The 17,401-nt window shown below is 47.0% G+C and carries 16 protein-coding genes and 1 tRNA gene; 8 read left to right on the forward strand and 9 right to left on the reverse strand.

Features of this window, described 5'->3' with window-relative positions; translation table 11 throughout:
• Nucleotides 1-206: 206 nt before the first annotated feature.
• The 4 genes from A7981_RS12405 to A7981_RS12290 all read left to right on the forward strand — a co-directional run bounded on the left by A7981_RS12405 (nt 207) and on the right by A7981_RS12290 (nt 2,991).
• A complete protein-coding gene (locus A7981_RS12405) occupies nt 207-395 on the forward strand; it encodes a type II toxin-antitoxin system HicA family toxin (RefSeq protein ID WP_371440358.1) in 189 nt (62 codons plus the stop codon).
• Nucleotides 395-883, forward strand: a complete 489-nt coding sequence (locus A7981_RS08555) for a type II toxin-antitoxin system HicB family antitoxin (protein ID WP_067267084.1) — start codon at nt 395-397, stop codon at nt 881-883. The genes A7981_RS12405 and A7981_RS08555 overlap by 1 nt, the downstream gene beginning before the upstream one ends.
• Nucleotides 841-1,389, forward strand: a complete 549-nt coding sequence (locus A7981_RS08560; RefSeq protein WP_131800955.1) for a hypothetical protein — start codon at nt 841-843, stop codon at nt 1,387-1,389. Before A7981_RS08555 ends, A7981_RS08560 begins: the two co-directional genes overlap by 43 nt.
• A gap of 600 nt (nt 1,390-1,989) precedes the next feature.
• Nucleotides 1,990-2,991, forward strand: coding sequence for a tyrosine-type recombinase/integrase (locus tag A7981_RS12290; protein WP_067267855.1), 1,002 nt, complete (start codon nt 1,990-1,992; stop codon nt 2,989-2,991).
• A 76-nt stretch (nt 2,992-3,067) separates the two neighbouring features.
• Here A7981_RS12290 and A7981_RS08575 read toward each other — a convergent pair.
• Together A7981_RS08575 and ffh are read right to left on the reverse strand one after the other, a co-directional pair.
• Nucleotides 3,068-3,143, reverse strand: a tRNA-Lys gene (locus tag A7981_RS08575).
• Nucleotides 3,144-3,252: 109 nt separating this feature from the next.
• On the reverse strand, nt 3,253-4,605 hold the full coding sequence (gene ffh, locus A7981_RS08580; protein ID WP_067267092.1) for a signal recognition particle protein: 1,353 nt from the start codon (nt 4,603-4,605) through the stop codon (nt 3,253-3,255).
• A gap of 122 nt (nt 4,606-4,727) precedes the next feature.
• Here ffh and A7981_RS08585 point away from each other — a divergent pair, with 122 nt between their 5' ends.
• Nucleotides 4,728-5,537, forward strand: a complete 810-nt coding sequence (locus tag A7981_RS08585) for an inner membrane protein YpjD (protein ID WP_067267094.1) — start codon at nt 4,728-4,730, stop codon at nt 5,535-5,537.
• A 12-nt stretch (nt 5,538-5,549) separates the two neighbouring features.
• Entirely contained in the window at nt 5,550-6,170 is a 621-nt protein-coding gene (locus A7981_RS08590; protein ID WP_067267096.1) for a glutathione S-transferase, read from the forward strand.
• A 102-nt stretch (nt 6,171-6,272) separates the two neighbouring features.
• Here A7981_RS08590 and clpA read toward each other — a convergent pair whose 3' ends face one another.
• From clpA to tgt, 7 genes are all read right to left on the reverse strand, one after another.
• Nucleotides 6,273-8,555, reverse strand: coding sequence for an ATP-dependent Clp protease ATP-binding subunit ClpA (clpA, locus tag A7981_RS08595; protein WP_067267098.1), 2,283 nt, complete (start codon nt 8,553-8,555; stop codon nt 6,273-6,275).
• A gap of 13 nt (nt 8,556-8,568) precedes the next feature.
• The gene (clpS, locus tag A7981_RS08600; RefSeq protein ID WP_067267099.1) at nt 8,569-8,880 is read right to left on the reverse strand and encodes an ATP-dependent Clp protease adapter ClpS; all 312 of its coding nucleotides are present in this window, start codon (nt 8,878-8,880) and stop codon (nt 8,569-8,571) included.
• A gap of 101 nt (nt 8,881-8,981) precedes the next feature.
• The gene (locus A7981_RS08605; RefSeq protein WP_067267100.1) at nt 8,982-10,247 is read right to left on the reverse strand and encodes an HlyC/CorC family transporter; all 1,266 of its coding nucleotides are present in this window, start codon (nt 10,245-10,247) and stop codon (nt 8,982-8,984) included.
• Between the two features lie 56 nt (nt 10,248-10,303).
• On the reverse strand, nt 10,304-11,239 hold the full coding sequence (gene secF, locus A7981_RS08610) for a protein translocase subunit SecF (RefSeq protein ID WP_067267101.1): 936 nt from the start codon (nt 11,237-11,239) through the stop codon (nt 10,304-10,306).
• Between the two features lie 62 nt (nt 11,240-11,301).
• Nucleotides 11,302-13,131, reverse strand: a complete 1,830-nt coding sequence (gene secD, locus A7981_RS08615; protein ID WP_067267102.1) for a protein translocase subunit SecD — start codon at nt 13,129-13,131, stop codon at nt 11,302-11,304.
• Nucleotides 13,132-13,212: 81 nt separating this feature from the next.
• On the reverse strand, nt 13,213-13,527 hold the full coding sequence (gene yajC / locus A7981_RS08620) for a preprotein translocase subunit YajC (RefSeq protein ID WP_067267103.1): 315 nt from the start codon (nt 13,525-13,527) through the stop codon (nt 13,213-13,215).
• An 84-nt stretch (nt 13,528-13,611) separates the two neighbouring features.
• Nucleotides 13,612-14,724, reverse strand: a complete 1,113-nt coding sequence (tgt, locus tag A7981_RS08625; protein ID WP_067267104.1) for a tRNA guanosine(34) transglycosylase Tgt — start codon at nt 14,722-14,724, stop codon at nt 13,612-13,614.
• 95 nt (nt 14,725-14,819) lie between these two features.
• Between tgt and pssA the strand changes: the two genes are divergently transcribed.
• Nucleotides 14,820-15,605 (forward strand): CDP-diacylglycerol--serine O-phosphatidyltransferase, encoded by a 786-nt coding sequence (gene pssA, locus A7981_RS08630; RefSeq protein ID WP_067267105.1) that lies wholly within the window; start codon nt 14,820-14,822, stop codon nt 15,603-15,605.
• Between the two features lie 257 nt (nt 15,606-15,862).
• On the forward strand, nt 15,863-17,401 hold the full coding sequence (locus A7981_RS08635) for a 2-isopropylmalate synthase (RefSeq protein WP_067267106.1): 1,539 nt from the start codon (nt 15,863-15,865) through the stop codon (nt 17,399-17,401).

The raw sequence follows: 17,401 nt of genomic DNA on the forward strand, positions 1-17,401 counted from the left end.
TATGTACGAGAACTCAAGAAATAGTTTGTATAGAATGCAAATGCAGAACTGATGCGCGTGGCTACTTTGACCTTTTACGACATATTGGAATTAGCAACTAATAATTAGTTGCAATTATATAAACTTTAACTAATAATCCGATGTCCAAAACTAAAACCCATCTAGACCGATTAATATTAATCCCAACTGATTACAGGTGGGATGAAATGGTTGGCCTTTTGAAACTCTTAGGCTATGAGTCAAAAGCAGGTGGAAAAACAGGTGGTTCACGCAGAAAATTTATTAATGCTGATGGACACATAATCAGCTTGCACGAACCACATCCAAATAAAATCGTTAAGTGTTATGTTTTGCGACAAATAGTAATAACGTTCAAGGAAAGAGGAATATTGTAATGACACCAACCGTGATGACTTATCTAGGCTATCAAGGTACCGTCGAAGTTAGTCTGGAGGATAATTCCATACATGGAAAAATCCTTCACATAAACGATCTCATTACTTATGAGGCCGAAACACCCGCTCAAGTTGAAGCTGAGTTCAAGGCTGCTGTGGATGATTATCTTGAATTTTGTGCGGCTGAAGGAAGAGCAGCTGACAAGCCATATAAAGGCTCATTTAATATTCGAATTGGTGAAGATCTTCATAAGGAAGCTACTTTACTTGCAACCCAACTTGGCTGCGCACTTAATGATTTTGTTAAGGAAGCTATAAGGGATCGTGTTTGCCGTGGCGCAGGTAATGTGGCGCAAACTATAGTGCAGCATCAGCATGTGCAACATGTTAACCATTATTCTGTGCAAGCTGGATTCTCTGAATCTTATAGTGAGGAGGGGCAACAGTGGAATCAAAAAGCAGAAGCCGCAAAAGCAACCCTTCAATAACTCCACTGCGTCTTGTTCTTCAAGATGTAGCTATTATTAAATTTAAAGCGGAGCGCTACGTATCAAACGATGAAGCACCTAAGGGTACGCTCCAAAGTTTAATTGGTATGAATATTGCACCTGTTACTCAAACTAGCTCTAAGGGTGTAAATAGGTTTGGGATTAATGGTGAACTAAACGTCGTTGTTAAAGCAAAAAATATGAGTCCAAAGAAAGAGGGGATTGAGCATCTTCCCTTTGCTTTTATGATTGATATTACTATTGCAGGTATTTTTTACATCCCTAGCCTTAAAAAAGAAATTCTTCCAGATCAAATGGATGATTATGTTGCTACTGCTGCATTAGACTCACTATTCCCTGTAGCTGTAACCCATGTGAATCACTTTATTACATCTATGGGCTATAAGAATGCGAGGATGTCACTTAGTGGAATTGGACCACCAAAAGAAATTCTAGAGGAAGATTTCAAAGCCAAGAAATCGAAAACTGCTACTGGCTTAGGTTGAGGTCCGAGCCCTTTTCTGGGCATTTTTGTGACATTTCCAAAAACCACCCTTCATACAAAGTGATTTAAGCCATTATTTTAAGTCCGCCTATATAGCCGCGATGATTTTCCTTATGAAAACTTAGGGATTAATGAGCGCTATGGGTCGACAACGGCCATTTATATTAAGAACAAAGCATAAGTGGTTCAAGAAAAAGAAAGTGAATTAACTGTCAGAGTGTAGTCCTTTGGGACGGAATAAAGAGCAATAGGACTACATACAGGCTTTTCTTACAGGACTATGCTGGGGTCTCAATAGGAGAACCAATATATGACTACCTTAGAAAGCGATATCATCCAGTACTTGACCGACTATCAGCAGATCACTGCTTTTAAAGCTCATACATATGAGATGCAAGGTCGATTAACAAGATGCGAGAGCGCGAAGCATCAAGCCGAGTCCATAGCACATACACTCGTGGATTTTGAAACTCTTTGCGAGGTGAACAACCTTACGCATTAAGCTTTAGCTATCGACTATGATCAAAGGGCCTTTATGGGCCCTTTTGTTTTTATAGCGACTGGTTTTAAAATCGACGGGTCACATCATTTTAAAAACAATATGGCTATCAACAAGGGAAACAAGGGCTGGGTCGTAGATATCCAACCGGCAGGTAGGTATACCAAGCGATACCGTAAATCATTTGCTACGAAAGCGGAGGCGATGGCTTGGGAGGCTTGGTTAAAGACTCAGGTGAATACCTCACCTGAGTGGACTCCTGCTAAGCGTGATAGTCGGAAGTTATCTGATCTGGTGGAGATATGGTTCGAGAATCATGGCCGGAGTCTTAGATCAGGGATGGATACGCATGCGCGATTAGTCGCTTTGTGCCAGATGCTGGGAGATCCATTCGCTGATAAGTTCGAGACGAAGGCATTTACTGAGTACCGCAATGCGAGAGTGGCAGCAGGTGTATCTACTGCGACGATGAATCGTGAGCATGCTTATCTTAGAAGTGTGTTCAATGAGCTTAAGCGATTGGGCCAGTGGAAGGGTGAGAATCCTTTATCGCATGTGCGGCAGTTCAAAGAACGAGATATCGAGTTGAGTTATCTCTCTAAGGATGAGATCAGGATATTGTTATCTGCTTTGGAAGCATCAAAGAACATCGATGCTTTGTTGATAGCCAGGGTATGTCTATCAACAGGTGCACGATGGAGTGAAGCTGAGAGTCTTAGACCTTCTCAAGTGCGGGATGGCCAGATTCATTTTACGAATACGAAATCAGGTAAGAATCGTTCTGTGCCTATCGACCCGATATTGTTCGATGCGTTAAGTGATCAGATAAAAACCAGTAAGTTGTTTGGCCGATTGTTCCGGCCAGCGTATATGGCTTTTAGTGGTGCGTTGGATAGAGCTGGCATCGAGCTGCCTAAGGGGCAGATGACGCATGTATTGCGTCATACCTTTGCGAGTCACTTCATGATGAATGGCGGGAACATCCTTGCACTGCAAAGATTGCTCGGTCATAGCAATCTGACTATGACGATGCGTTATGCGCATCTGGCGCCTGATCATCTTCAGGAGGCAAGACGTCTTAATCCCCTTAGCAATCTGAATTGATTTTTTACGGCGTTGACACTTTGTTGACAGTTTGAATGAACAAGGGGCTACAATTTCTCGTAACCCCTTGATTTTATGGTGGGCTGTGCGGGGATCGAACCCACGACAAACGGATTAAAAGTCCGCTGCTCTACCAGCTGAGCTAACAGCCCGTGATGTATTTAGTTGTACATCGGAAAGCGCGCAATTATCCCGAAAAGGCACCTCTGCGTCAACCTAAAATGTCGACTGGGAAGATAAATAATCAGAAATGGTGCGGGTTTAGCGCAGGCCGGGGAATCTGCCTTGCATGGCGCGCATCATTTTGCTCATGCCGCCTTTTGAAAACATCTTCATCATCTTTTGCACTTCTTCGAACTGGTTAAGCAAGCGGTTGACTTCCTGTACCTGCACGCCTGCACCAATAGCGATACGGCGTTTGCGGGTGGCCTTGATGAGGTCTGGTTTACGGCGCTCTAATGGCGTCATGGAGTTGATGATACCTTCCATACGACGTACGGCTTTATCGCCTGCCTCACCGCTCATCTGGCCTGCCATACCTGCCATTTGCGCAGGCATTTTGTCCATTAATGCGCCCACGCCACCCATGTTACGCATCTGCTGTATCTGGGCTTTAAAATCTTCAAGATCAAAGCTCTTACCGGATTTGATTTTGTCGGCAAGTTTTTTGGCTTCATCGATATCGACACTTTTCTGTGCTTGCTCGATCAGGGATAACACATCACCCATGCCCAGCACACGAGAGGCCATGCGTTCAGGGTGAAATGGCTCGAGACCATCCACCTTTTCGCTTACGCCGATGAACTTGATCGGTTTGCCAGTGATATGGCGCACAGACAATGCTGCACCACCACGTGAGTCACCATCCAGCTTGGTTAATACGATGCCTGTCAGTGGCAAGGTCTCGCCGAAAGCGCGCGCCGTATTGATGGCATCCTGCCCTTGCATGGCATCTACTACAAAAAGTGTCTCAATCGGATTGAGCAGATCATGCAGATGCTTGATCTCAGCCATCATGGCCTCATCGATGCCAAGTCGGCCAGCAGTATCGAATATCATCACATCATAGAAATGACGTTTCGCATGATCGAGTGCATTGCGGGCGATGTCTTCTGGCTTTTGTGATGCATTGGAGTCGAAACAGTCGACCTCAAGGCTTTTCGCCAAGGTCTTAAGCTGCTCGATAGCCGCTGGACGATAGATATCAGCGCTCACCAGCAACACTTTTTTCTTTTGTGTCTTAAGTAGCCGCGCAAGCTTGGCGGATGTCGTTGTCTTACCAGAACCCTGAAGACCAGCCATCAGGATGATGGCTGGCGGATTAGTCGTCAGATTAATGCCAGCATTCTCGGTGCCCATCAACTTGGTCAGCTCTTCGTGCACAACCTGAATCACGGCTTGGCCCGGCGTCAGGCTCTGCAAGACTTCACGCCCTTGTGCACGCTCCTTTACCTGTGCGATGAAACCCTTGACCACCGGTAAGGCTACGTCAGCCTCAAGTAAAGCCATGCGCACTTCGCGCATCGCATCTGCGATATTATCTTCAGTAAGTCGCGCCTGACCGCGCAGGTTTTTAATAACCCCTTGAAGTCTTCCGCTTAAATTCTCTAACATCATCACTCCGAACTAACCGCATTGATATAACGTTGCAGAACGATATTGCAATATGAATATCGCCTACTGGCTGCATGTTATAGTATTGGAAACCTTAATTTTAACCCAAGTCACCGATCCGTATGTTTGAGTTTGCACCCTATTTCATTACTGCCTTGATTTATATTCTGGTAGCTGCTGATTTTTGGTTCGACACACCATCCAAAACATCTCAGCGTAAATTCAGATTACACTCGGCGCTGATCGCGAGCGGGTTGGTATTGCATGGCTGGCTACTCTACCATTCATTATTCACGGGCGGCTTGAATCTCGGCTTCTCTAACGCGCTCTCCGCAATCTTCTGGCTGACTGTACTGATCTACTGGCTGACCAACTTAAAACACCAGCTACATAGCTTGCAGGCCTTTGTATTGCCACCTGCTGCGTTCTTTGTCTTATTGCAATACATGATGCCGGAAGCGCACCTGCTTCCGTATGCAAATCAACCGTTATTTATGGCACATCTAATCATTGCCATGCTGGGATATAGCCTGCTGACTTTTGCGGCACTGCACTCATTACTCATGCTGGCAGCAGAACGGGCTTTGCACCAAAAGAAACCAGCACTGATTAAACTGCCAGACTTTCCGCCATTGTTATCGATGGAAACCCTGCTTTTTCGTGTAATCAAATTGGGGTTTCTATTGCTCACATTGACGCTGCTCAGCGGCATGATGTTCTCTGAGCTGATGTTCCACCAAGCCATGAAGTTCAATCATAAAAATATCTTTACGATACTTTCATGGTTTATTTTTGGCGGCTTACTGTGGGGTAGACATACCTACGGTTGGCGCGGCCGCACTGCAATCAGCTGGACACTCAGTGGATTTGTCGTCTTGTTGCTGGCTTATGTAGGTAGTAAATTCGTACTCGAAATACTGCTACACCGTTAAACCGCTTCTAACATGCCTGCGATACTCTACTCATACCGTCGCTGCCCTTATGCCATGCGCGCAAGAATGGCGCTGAGCTATAGTGGAGTCCGCGTTGAAATACGCGAAATATCGCTCAAGGATAAACCTGCACACATGCTGCAGATATCGCCTAAAGGTACCGTTCCCGTGCTTGCACTTGAAAATGGCACGGTGATTGATGAAAGCTTGGAGATCATGCACTGGGCATTGGCAAACAATGACCCGGATGACTGGCTGACGAGAGGCAACAAAATATCCATTGAGACAGCTCGGCAACTCATTTCGCAGAATGACCTCAGCTTCAAGAAAATACTGGATCGCTATAAGTATGCGATCCGCTTTCCAGAAATGTCTCAGGATGAATATAGAACCGAAGGTGAGCAGTTCTTGCAATCACTAGAACTTAGGCTTCACGAAAACACATACCTGCTAAGCGACTCACTTTCGATCGCAGATATCGCCATATTCCCTTTTATTCGGCAGTTTGCATCTGTTGATGAGGCATGGTTCGCTCGCGCACCTTATCCTGCATTACGACAATGGCTGGAGAGGCTAACCAATTCGCCTTTGTTTGTTGGTGTGATGCATAAATACCCAACCTGGTATGCATAAAAAAACGGGATAGATGCGTCAAGCATCTATCCCGTTCTTCATTTACTGGCTTTTAAGCTAGCCGAGCTTGTATTAACTAGCCTTTAATTACAAAGACTTAAATCAGCTTGCAAGATCAGCTTCAAGCGTTGGCGTCTTGGTATGCTTTTCATCAAATACCAACCTGACTTTCTCATGCTCGTCGATATCCACCTCAACATGCCCGCCACTAGCCAACCTGCCAAAGAGCAGTTCATCAGCAAGCGCACGACGGATCGTATCCTGAATCAGGCGCGCCATCGGACGAGCACCCATGAGTGGGTCGAACCCAGCTTTTGCAAGGTATGTCTTCAATGCATCGCTAAAGCTCACTTCAACCTTCTTCTCGTGCAACTGATCTTCAAGCTGCATCAGGAACTTGTCTACCACACGCATAATCACATCTTGCGATAGTGGCGCGAACGACACTGTCGCATCAAGGCGATTACGGAACTCAGGGCTGAACATACGCTTGATCTCAAGCAGATCATCATTCGCTGTACTACCCAGCGTGAAGCCGATACCTGTCTTGGAGATCGCTTCAGCACCTGCATTGGTCGTCATGATGATGGTGACATTACGGAAATCAGCTTTACGGCCGTTGTTATCCGTCAATGTGCCATGATCCATAACTTGTAGCAGGATATTGAAGATATCAGGATGTGCCTTTTCGATTTCATCCAATAACAATACGCAATATGGATGCTTATTGATCGCCTCCGTCATTAGGCCGCCCTGCTCAAAACCTACGTAGCCAGGTGGCGCACCGATCAAACGAGAAACCGCATGGCGCTCCATATATTCAGACATATCAAAACGAATCAGCTCAATACCCAGCGTATAGGCCAACTGACGCGCAACCTCAGTCTTACCGACACCTGTCGGGCCAGAGAACAGGAAGGCACCAATCGGCTTCTGCGTGCTACCCAAGCCGCTACGTGCCATCTTGATTGCTGAAGACAAGACCTCGATTGCTTTATCCTGCCCGAACACAACAGACTTAAGGTCACGATCCAATGTCTTCAACGCGCTACGATCATCGCTGGAAACACTCTTAGGTGGAATGCGTGCCACTTTTGCAACGATATCTTCGATTTCCTTGTTGCCAATCACTTTCTTCTGGCGAGACTTAGGCAATATGCGTTGAGCAGCGCCAGCCTCATCAATGATGTCGATCGCCTTATCAGGCAAGTGACGGTCATTGATATATTTAGCGGACAGCTCTGCGGCTGTACTCAGCGCAGCTGCCGTGTATTTCACACTATGATGCTGCTCGAAACGGGATTTAAGGCCTTTGAGAATCTCGATGGTTTCAGCGATACTAGGCTCAGCCACATCCACTTTCTGGAAGCGGCGTGACAACGCATGGTCTTTCTCGAAGATACCGCGATACTCTTGATAAGTAGTCGCACCGATGCATTTAAGCGAGCCATTAGAAAGCGCTGGTTTAAGTAGATTAGATGCATCAAGGGTACCGCCGCTGGCGGCACCTGCACCGATCAAGGTATGTATCTCATCAACGAAGAGGACGGAGTCTGGTTGCTCGGCCAATCGCTTCATTACCGCTTTTAAGCGCTGTTCAAAATCACCGCGATATTTAGTTCCCGCGAGCAACGCGCCCATATCCAATGAATAGATGACCGCATTAGACAATACATCCGGTACGTTACCTTCAACGATACGGCGTGCAAGCCCTTCTGCGATTGCAGTCTTACCCACGCCAGCCTCGCCTACCAGTAATGGATTATTCTTACGACGGCGGCATAATATCTGGATCACGCGCTCAAGCTCATGCTCACGACCGATTAACGGATCGATCTTGCCTGCCAGCACTTGCTGGTTAAGGTTAAGGGTATAGCTCTCCAATGCGCCACTTGGCGCAGCTTCCGTTTCAACTTCCTGCTCGCTTTCAGCACGTTTATTTGTCGCATCGGCGACCTTGGTCACCCCATGAGAGATAAAGTTAACGACATCAAGACGTGTAACAGCTTGCTGATGCAAGAAGAACACAGCATGAGAATCTTTCTCACCATAGATAGCTACCAGTACATTGGCACCTGTCACTTCTTTTTTACCGGAAGACTGCACATGCAGGATGGCACGCTGAATCACACGCTGGAAACCCAAGGTCGGCTGCGTATCGACTTCATCGTCGCCTTCGACCGTAGGCGTATGTTCTTCGATATAGTTATTCAACTCGCTACGCAAGTTATCGAGATTCGCCCCGCAGGAACGCAACACATCAGCTGCCGTAGGATTATCAATCATGGCAAGCAGAAGGTGTTCCACTGTAATCAGCTCATGGCGTTTTTGGCGCGCGTCCATAAAGGCCATGTGTAGTGATACTTCAAGTTCCTGGGCAATCATAATTTACGTTTCCTCAGACTTCTTCCATTGCGCATTGCAAAGGGTGGTGGTGTTCACGGGCGTGACCTAAAACCTGGTTCACTTTTGTTTCAGCAATACCATGTGGATAAACACCGCATATGCCTGCACCCTCAGTATGTACTTTGAGCATAATTTGCGTTGCTTGTTCACGCGTCTTGTTAAAAAAACGTTGTATCACTTCAACCACGAACTCCATTGGAGTGTAATCGTCATTCAACAACATAACTTTATACAGCGATGGCGGTTTCGGTTTATCTGTCTGGTTTTCTAGAACAGTATTTTCTCGGTGCTTGGTATTTGCCATATCTGTTATCTATTTTGAGCCGAATTAAGAATATTTCAAGCCTGAAATAAATGTGGGTAATCAGGTCTATTCATTTTTTAACGAATATTCGCACTAATTTCTCAAATTACCGGGTAAATACGCACACTTTTTACTAGCTGATCCTGTGTTTCAACGATTTCCAACACATAGCCTGCAAGCTTAAAACTGGTTCCGGGTTCAGGGATATCTTCAAAATGCTCTACTACCAGACCATTTAAAGTGCGTGGGCCATCTGTTGGCAGGCTCAAATTCAGGCTTTTGTTCAAATCCCGCAGATTACTCATGCCATCCACCAGCCAACTTTCATCCGGCATTTTCTGGTAAGTCAACACTGCTGAAGCAGACTGGGTACTGAAATCACCAAGTATCTCTTCTAATATATCTTCGAGTGTGACCAACCCTTTGAGTTCACCGTATTCATCCACGACCAGCGCAATATGTTGCTGCTTTTCCTGAAACTGCTGGATCTGGGTATAAAGCGAAGTGCCTAATGGTATGAAATATGGTTCTGAAACCACATTTTTCAAGCCCTCCAAGGTAAGGTTACCATCACGAAGTTGATCCAACACGCGCCGAATATGGATGATACCGATGATTTCTTCATTCGCTCCCTGACGTACAGGCAGGCGCGTGTGATGGCTAACTGATATTTGCTGAATGATATCTTCGATAGGGGCATCGAAATCAATCGTTTCTACGTGCATGTGGGCTGTCATGACATCATCAACCATCATCTTCTCAAGATCAAAAAGATTCAATAGGATCGCACGGTGTTTCTTAGGGATGTACCCACCAGCCTCTGAGACGATGCTACGCAACTCTTCCATGGAGATCGCGCGTGAAGTGTCATCAAGATTAACCTTGATACCCAGCAGGCTAATGACAGCCCTCACGAACAGGTTAATGAACCAGACGGCAGGATAAAGCAGTTTCAATAGCGGATAAAGGATATAGCTACAAGCGAACGCTAATTTTTCAGGATAAGCCGCAGCGATCATCTTGGGAGAGACTTCGCTAAATACCAAAATGGCAAAGGTGACAACGACAGTACCCACCATGAGCACCCATTGCCCCTCACCCAAAAGCTCGACGCTGATCAGCGTCATGAGCGTTGCGGCAGCGGCATTGGCAAAGTTATTACCAAGCAGGATAACGCCAAGCAACTCATCCGTTTTGCCTAAAAGTTTTGTAGTCAGCAACGCACCGCGATGCCCTTGGCTGGCGAGGTGCCGGAGCCGATACCGACTCAATGACATCAGGCTAGTTTCGGCGATAGAGAAAAATGCTGAGATCAGTAGCAGCACGGCCAAACTACCGAGCTGCCACGATAAGGGAATATCGTTCAAAGAGGATGTGTTTTGTAATGTGATGCCGCTAGTTTCTGCGGTAAGCGGTCATCTTGTCAAGGCAACGCGTCGACTGTCTCTTTCTTTTCGGAGCCGCTGATCAAGTTAGCACGTGAAACGCCTAACCACATCGCCACGGGGCTTGCCACCAATACAGAGGAATAGATACCGAAAAGAATACCGATCGTCAGTGCGAGTGAGAAGTTATGCAGGACCTCACCACCAAAGAACAACATAGAACAAACCATGGTCTGCGTCATCGCATGGGTGATGACAGTACGCGACATCGTCGCGGTGATGGCATTGTTAATGACGTCTGGCACACTCGCCTTACGCATCTTGCGGAAATTCTCACGCACGCGGTCAAACACGACAACGGATTCATTAACTGAGTAACCCAATACCGCAAGGATAGCAGCTAGCACCGTCAGGTTGAATTCCCATTGGAAGAAAGCAAAGAAGCCGAGAATAATCACCACGTCATGCATGTTGGCGATCACCGCCGCAACAGCAAAACGCCACTCGAAGCGCAAGGCAAGGTAAGCCATGATCCCGATCGAAACCAGTAGCAATGCCAATGCGCCGTTCTCATATAACTCTTGGCCCACTTGCGCACCGACTGACTCGACACGATTGACTTTAACGCTTGCATCTTTTGCTTCAAGTGTTTTCAATACTTGCTCGGAAAGCTTGGATATCGATAACTCAGGACGCAAAGGCAGGCGAATCAGCACATCCCGGCTTGTGCCAAAATTTTGCACCGTCACATCTTTAAGGCCAATGCTGGCAACCGCTTCGCGCACCTCTTCCAGGTTTGCTGCATGCGGATAGCTCACTTCCATCAAGGTGCCGCCAGTGAAATCTACACCGAGATTCAAACCGCGATGCGCGAGAAAGAAAATGGCCAGAAGGAAGGTAATCAGCGAAATAGACGTTGTTAGCCGTCCATAACTCATGAAAGGGATATCTTTTTTAAACTTGAAAATTTCCATGTGCTTTTACTCTTTAAATTTCGTATCTACAGGTTCTATTAGCGAGGCCTTAGTGTGCGGCATCAGCCAATAGCCAGCTTGGTAACTTTGCGACGATATCCGTAAATCAGGTTAACGATAGCGCGTGATATGAGCACGGCACTGAACATCGAGGTCAGTATGCCGAGCACGTGCACCACAGCAAAGCCTTTCACAGGCCCTGTGCCAAACATGAATAAGGCCATACCAGCAATCAATGTCGTCACGTTGGAATCCAGAATCGTGCCAAATGCACGGTCATAACCGGCGTGAATTGCGGCCTGCGGTGTATTGCCATTACGTAGCTCTTCACGGATACGTTCGTTGATCAACACGTTGGCATCAATCGCCATACCCAGCGTCAGCGCGATCGCAGCAAGACCTGGCAAGGTCAATGTGGCCTGCATCATGGAAAGTAAGGCAAGCAGTAACAGCAAATTGATGCCAAGCGCTAATACTGAAACCGTACCGAACACCATGTAATAAATGATCATGAAGATCGCAATCGCAACAAAACCCCATAAAGTTGAGTGCACACCACGCGTGATATTCTCTTCCCCCATGCTAGGGCCGACAGTACGTTCTTCAATGATATCCATTGGGGCCGCCAAGGCGCCAGCGCGCAACAGCAATGAAATGTCGGTGGCTTCTTGCGGATTGGTCATGCCTGATATTTGTACGCGCCCGCCACCGATCTCTTCATTGATCACAGGGGCAGTGATCACTTCCGCCTTACCTTTTTCGATCAACAGGATCGCCATGCGCTTTTTAACGTTTTCACGTGTTGCCTGCTGGAATATACGCGCGCCACGGCCATCAAGCGTCACATGCACCACAGATTGACCGCTCTGCTGATCAAAACCAGGCCCGGCATCGGTAATGTAATCGCCAGTCAGGGTCACATTCTTTTTCACTAATAGCGGGTTGCCATTGCGATCTACGTAATACTCGTCTCCGTATGGAACCTGACCCTTGCTTGCGTTCTCGAGCGTGGTGAAATCACTTTTCTCTTCATCCACCATACGAATTTCAAGGGTGGCGGTACGGCCCAATATCTCTTTTGCCTTGGCTGTATCTTGCACACCAGGTAACTGGACTACTACACGATCGGCGCCCTGTTGTTGAATCACGGGTTCAGCTACGCCAAGTTCGTTGATTCGATTATGTAATGTCTGAATATTCTGCTTGATAGCAAAATCCTGAATGCGTTTTTGCGAAGCCACACTTAAACTAGCCACTAGCAATTTTTCATTGCCATTATCAAAATCCTTGAGCGTCAGGTCAGGGTAGTCTTTTGATATGATTCGGCTGGCAGCATTCACGTCGCTTGCGTTATGGAAACGAATCTGCACCGATTGGCCTTCTCTTGTCACCCCGATATAGGCAATGCGCGCTGTACGTAATGCAGTACGGAAATCCCCCACATAACGGTCAGCCGCTTTATCCAAAGCGGCCTTCATATCCACTTGCAGCAGGAAGTGCACGCCACCGCGCAAATCCAGACCGAGATACATAGGCAATGCGCCAATGCTAGTGAGCCATGAAGGTGAACGTGATAAAAGGTTTAGTGCGACCACATAATCATTACCAAGATTTGCTAGTAATAGATCCTTAGTTTTTCCCTGCACATCCACATTGGCGAATGTGACCTTGAGACCTTTAGCATCCAAGAAGATATGGTCATATTGGATATTTGCCTGCTTGAGCGTACTTTCCACACGGTCTAATAATGCAGGGTCGAGCTTGATACTCGTTTTAGCAGTGGAAATCTGGACGGCAGGAGATTCGCCAAACAGATTGGGCAATGAATATACGATGCCTATCAACAAGGCAACTAATACGATCAGGTATTTCCACAACGGATAACGGTTCATAACACGACTCGCAATTCATTCCTGCCGTTCACTGGCATTCAACTTTTAGAAATCAGCAGGAATGTAAATAATTAATAATGATTAAATAGACTTGATCGTACCTTTAGGCAACAAGGTCTGAACGGTATGCTTCTGGATATTCACGACTGTGCCTTCAGCAATTTCTAGCGCAACGAAATTGTCAGTCACTTTAGTCACTTTGCCAACCAAGCCACCACCGGTCGTTACTTCATCGCCTTTTTGTAAAGCAGCGATCATATTGCGTTGTTCTTTCGCCTGCTTCATTTGCGGGCGAATCAGCATGAAATAGAACAATACGAAAATCACGATCAAAGGAAGGAAGCTTGTTAGATCCTGCATTCCACCAGATGCTGCATAAGCGTTACTTATAAACACGGTATTACCTTTCTTAAGAACTGACAGTTACGACTAAATAAATGGCGACTAATCGAATAAATCGGAAAATTCTAGCATAGAGTACTAGGCAGCCGCTTTAATTCCCTCGCGTTTTTGTGCGAACTCAGCGACAAATCCTGCGAAATTACCTTGCTCAATGGCTAAACGCATACCTGCCATCAGCTCCTGATAATAGTGCAGGTTATGGATCGTATTAAGACGCGCACCTAATATCTCACCTGTTCTAAACAGATGATGCAGGTAAGCGCGACTAAAATTGCGGCAAGTGTAACAGCTACAATCTGCATCCAGCGGACTTGTATCACTTCTGTGGCGTGCATTCTTCAACTTAACATCACCATGCTGCGTGAATAACCAGCCATTACGCGCATTTCTTGTTGGCATCACACAATCAAACATATCAACACCGCGGGAGACGGCAGCTACCAAATCCTCTGGGGTACCAACACCCATCAAATAGCGCGGCTTATCTTGCGGCATCTTGGGGGCGGTATGCGCAAGAATGCGTAGCATATCTTCTTTAGGCTCACCGACAGAGAGTCCACCGATGGCATAGCCATCAAAACCGATATCGACCAATCCTGCTAGTGATTCATCGCGCAAGTCTTCATACATGCCGCCTTGGATGATCCCAAAAAGCGCGTTAGGATTGCCAGCATGCGCCACCTTGCTACGAGCAGCCCAGCGCTTGCTCAAGCGCATAGAATCTTTTGCTTCATCATGCGTTGCTGGGTATGGCGTACACTCATCAAAGATCATGACGATATCGGAATTCAATACCTTCTGAATACGCATGGACTCTTCTGGTGTAAGAAAACAGCTATCGCCATTGATTGGCGAACGGAATTTGACCCCCTCTTCCGTTATCTTGCGTAGCTTTCCCAAACTCCAAACCTGAAATCCGCCTGAGTCGGTCAGGATAGGGCCATCCCACCCCATAAACTGATGCAACCCGCCATGCGCTTCAATCACATCCAACCCCGGACGCAGCCAAAGATGGAATGTATTACCTAATAGTATATGCGCGCCAATATCGCGAACTTCAACAGGAGAAAGCGTTTTGACCGAGCCATAAGTACCCACCGGCATAAAAGCAGGTGTCTGCACATCGCCATGCGCCAGACTGACCGTGCCGCGTCTAGCCGCACCATCTTGTTTAATTAACGTAAAATCCATAATAAATCAGTTTTAAATCAAGCCGCGATACTACCATAGTCAATCCTCTCAGCTTTGATATACTACGCATAGTTTATTCATAGAGATTCCACAACATGGCTGAAGCCACACCAAGAACACGTCGCAGAAAACCGTTGTTAGAGTCGGGGCTACGCGAGCGTAGTATCTACCTACTGCCCAACCTGTTCACGACAGCAGCCCTGTTTGCCGGCTTTTACGCGATTGTACAAGCGATGAGCGGGAAGTTTGAACACTCTGCAGTCGCGATCTTTATCGCCATGGTAATGGATGGATTGGATGGCCGCGTTGCTCGTATGACGAATACTCAAAGCGCATTCGGTGCAGAGTACGATAGCCTTTCAGACATGGTGTCTTTTGGCGTGGCACCTGCATTGGTGATGTACGTTTGGGCACTAAAACCACTGGGTAAGTTAGGCTGGATCGCAGCTTTTATCTATTGTGCATGTGCTGCCTTACGCTTGGCTCGTTTCAATACCAAGCTGGATGAAAGCGACAAACGTTACTTTCAGGGCTTGCCAAGCCCTGCTGCTGCTGCGCTACTTGCAGGGCTTGTTTGGGTATCTTTCGATAACGACGTTAGTGGCGGTTCGATCTTCTTCGCTTGGTTACAAATGAAATGGCTAGCCTGGACGATCACGCTACTTGCCGGATTATCAATGGTAAGCGACCTGCGTTATTACAGCGGTAAGGATATCAACCTGAGAAGCAGCGTACCTTTTGTTGTGATTTTGCTGATCGTCTTGGCATTTGTATTGATTTCGTACAGCCCCCCAGAAGTATTATTTGCCGTTTCATTGTTATATGGCGTTTCTGGCTACGCGCTTTGGGCACAAAGCAAACTTAAGAAAAACACAGCCTGATTACTCAGTCAGGCTGTTCATTTGATTCGATTAATTGAATAATTTCTATTGCATAAGCTTTTAAAAAATATTATATTTGCGCCCTATGTTTTTCAATCGTTACATCACTCTATCTCTTCCGCACTTCGGCCTACTACTGGCCGGTCTGCTGCTGCGCGGCGCGCGCTAAATACACATACCCCCTTTGGCAGTACCCGCAGCCTTGCCTATACACATAGCGCCGGGCAGAGATTAATAAGCATTAACGGAACCACAAAATGAAAAACAACCAGATTATTATTTTTGACACCACATTGCGCGACGGCGAACAAAGCCCGGGTGCTGCAATGACTAAAGAAGAAAAGATTCGCATCGCACGCCAGCTTGAAAAGCTTGGCGTGAATGTGATCGAAGCCGGTTTTGCCGCAGCAAGCCCCGGTGATTTCGATGCCATCCACTCTATCGCTGAAATTATTCAGGAATCGACTGTCTGTTCATTGGCACGCGCCAATGAAAATGATATCCGTCGTGCAGGCGAAGCAATCAAACCTGCTAAAAAAGGACGTATCCACACCTTTATCGCGACATCGCCCATCCACATGGAAAACAAGTTGCGCATGACGCCAGACCAAGTACTGGAACGTGCAGTACAAGCTGTGAAATGGGCTTTGGAATATACCGATGACGTGGAGTTCTCGGCAGAAGATGCCGTGCGTTCAGATATGGACTTCTTGATCAAAGTCTATAGCGCAGTGATCGAAGCCGGTGCTAAGACATTGAACGTTCCTGACACTGTAGGATATTCGATCCCTGCCGCATGGGGTGAGCGTATGCAACAATTGATCGAACGCGTACCTAATTCTGACAAGGTGATCTGGTCGACCCACTGCCATAACGACCTCGGCATGGCAGTTGCAAACTCGCTTGCTGCTGTGATGAACGGCGCACGCCAAGTTGAATGTACGATCAATGGCTTGGGTGAGCGCGCTGGCAATGCCAGCCTTGAAGAGATCGTCATGGCGATCAAGACTCGCCGTGACATCTTCAATCTTGAAACAAGTATCGACACGACGCAGATCGTCGCAACCTCAAAATTAGTCTCGACGATTACTGGTTATCCGGTACAGCCAAATAAGGCCATCGTTGGTGCGAATGCTTTCGCGCATGAATCCGGCATCCATCAGGATGGGGTACTTAAGCATCGCGAGACCTACGAGATCATGCGCGCTGAAGATGTAGGCTGGGGTACCAACAAGCTCACGCTTGGTAAATTATCCGGTCGCAATGCATTCCGCACACGCTTGACCGAATTAGGCATCACCTTGGAAAGTGAAGATGCATTGAATGCAGCCTTCGCCCGATTCAAGGAGTTAGCAGACAAGAAATCTGAGATATTCGATGAAGATTTACAAGCCTTAGTAAGCGACGAAGTACTCGGCGAAGCCAACGAGAATTTCAAGCTCGTGTATTTGCAAGTCTGCTCGCAAACTGGCGAAATACCGCACGCCATCGTGACTATTCAGGATAGCGGCACGGAAGTGCGTGCTGAATCTGATGGTGGCGGCCCGGTAGATGCCGCGTTCAAGGCAATCGAAAGCATCGTATCCAGTGGTGCCGAGTTACTCTTGTACTCCGTGAATAACATCACCAGTGGTACAGATGCACAAGGCGAAGTGACCGTACGGCTTGCTAAAGGTGGACGCATCGTCAATGGGCAAGGAGCTGACACGGATATCGTGATAGCCTCGACAAAAGCCTACCTCAATGGCTTGAATAAGCTTTACTCAAATATCGATCGCGCGCACCCACAAGTTTAA

Source organism: Methylovorus sp. MM2, from assembly GCF_001648895.1.
Lineage (GTDB): Bacteria > Pseudomonadota > Gammaproteobacteria > Burkholderiales > Methylophilaceae > MM1.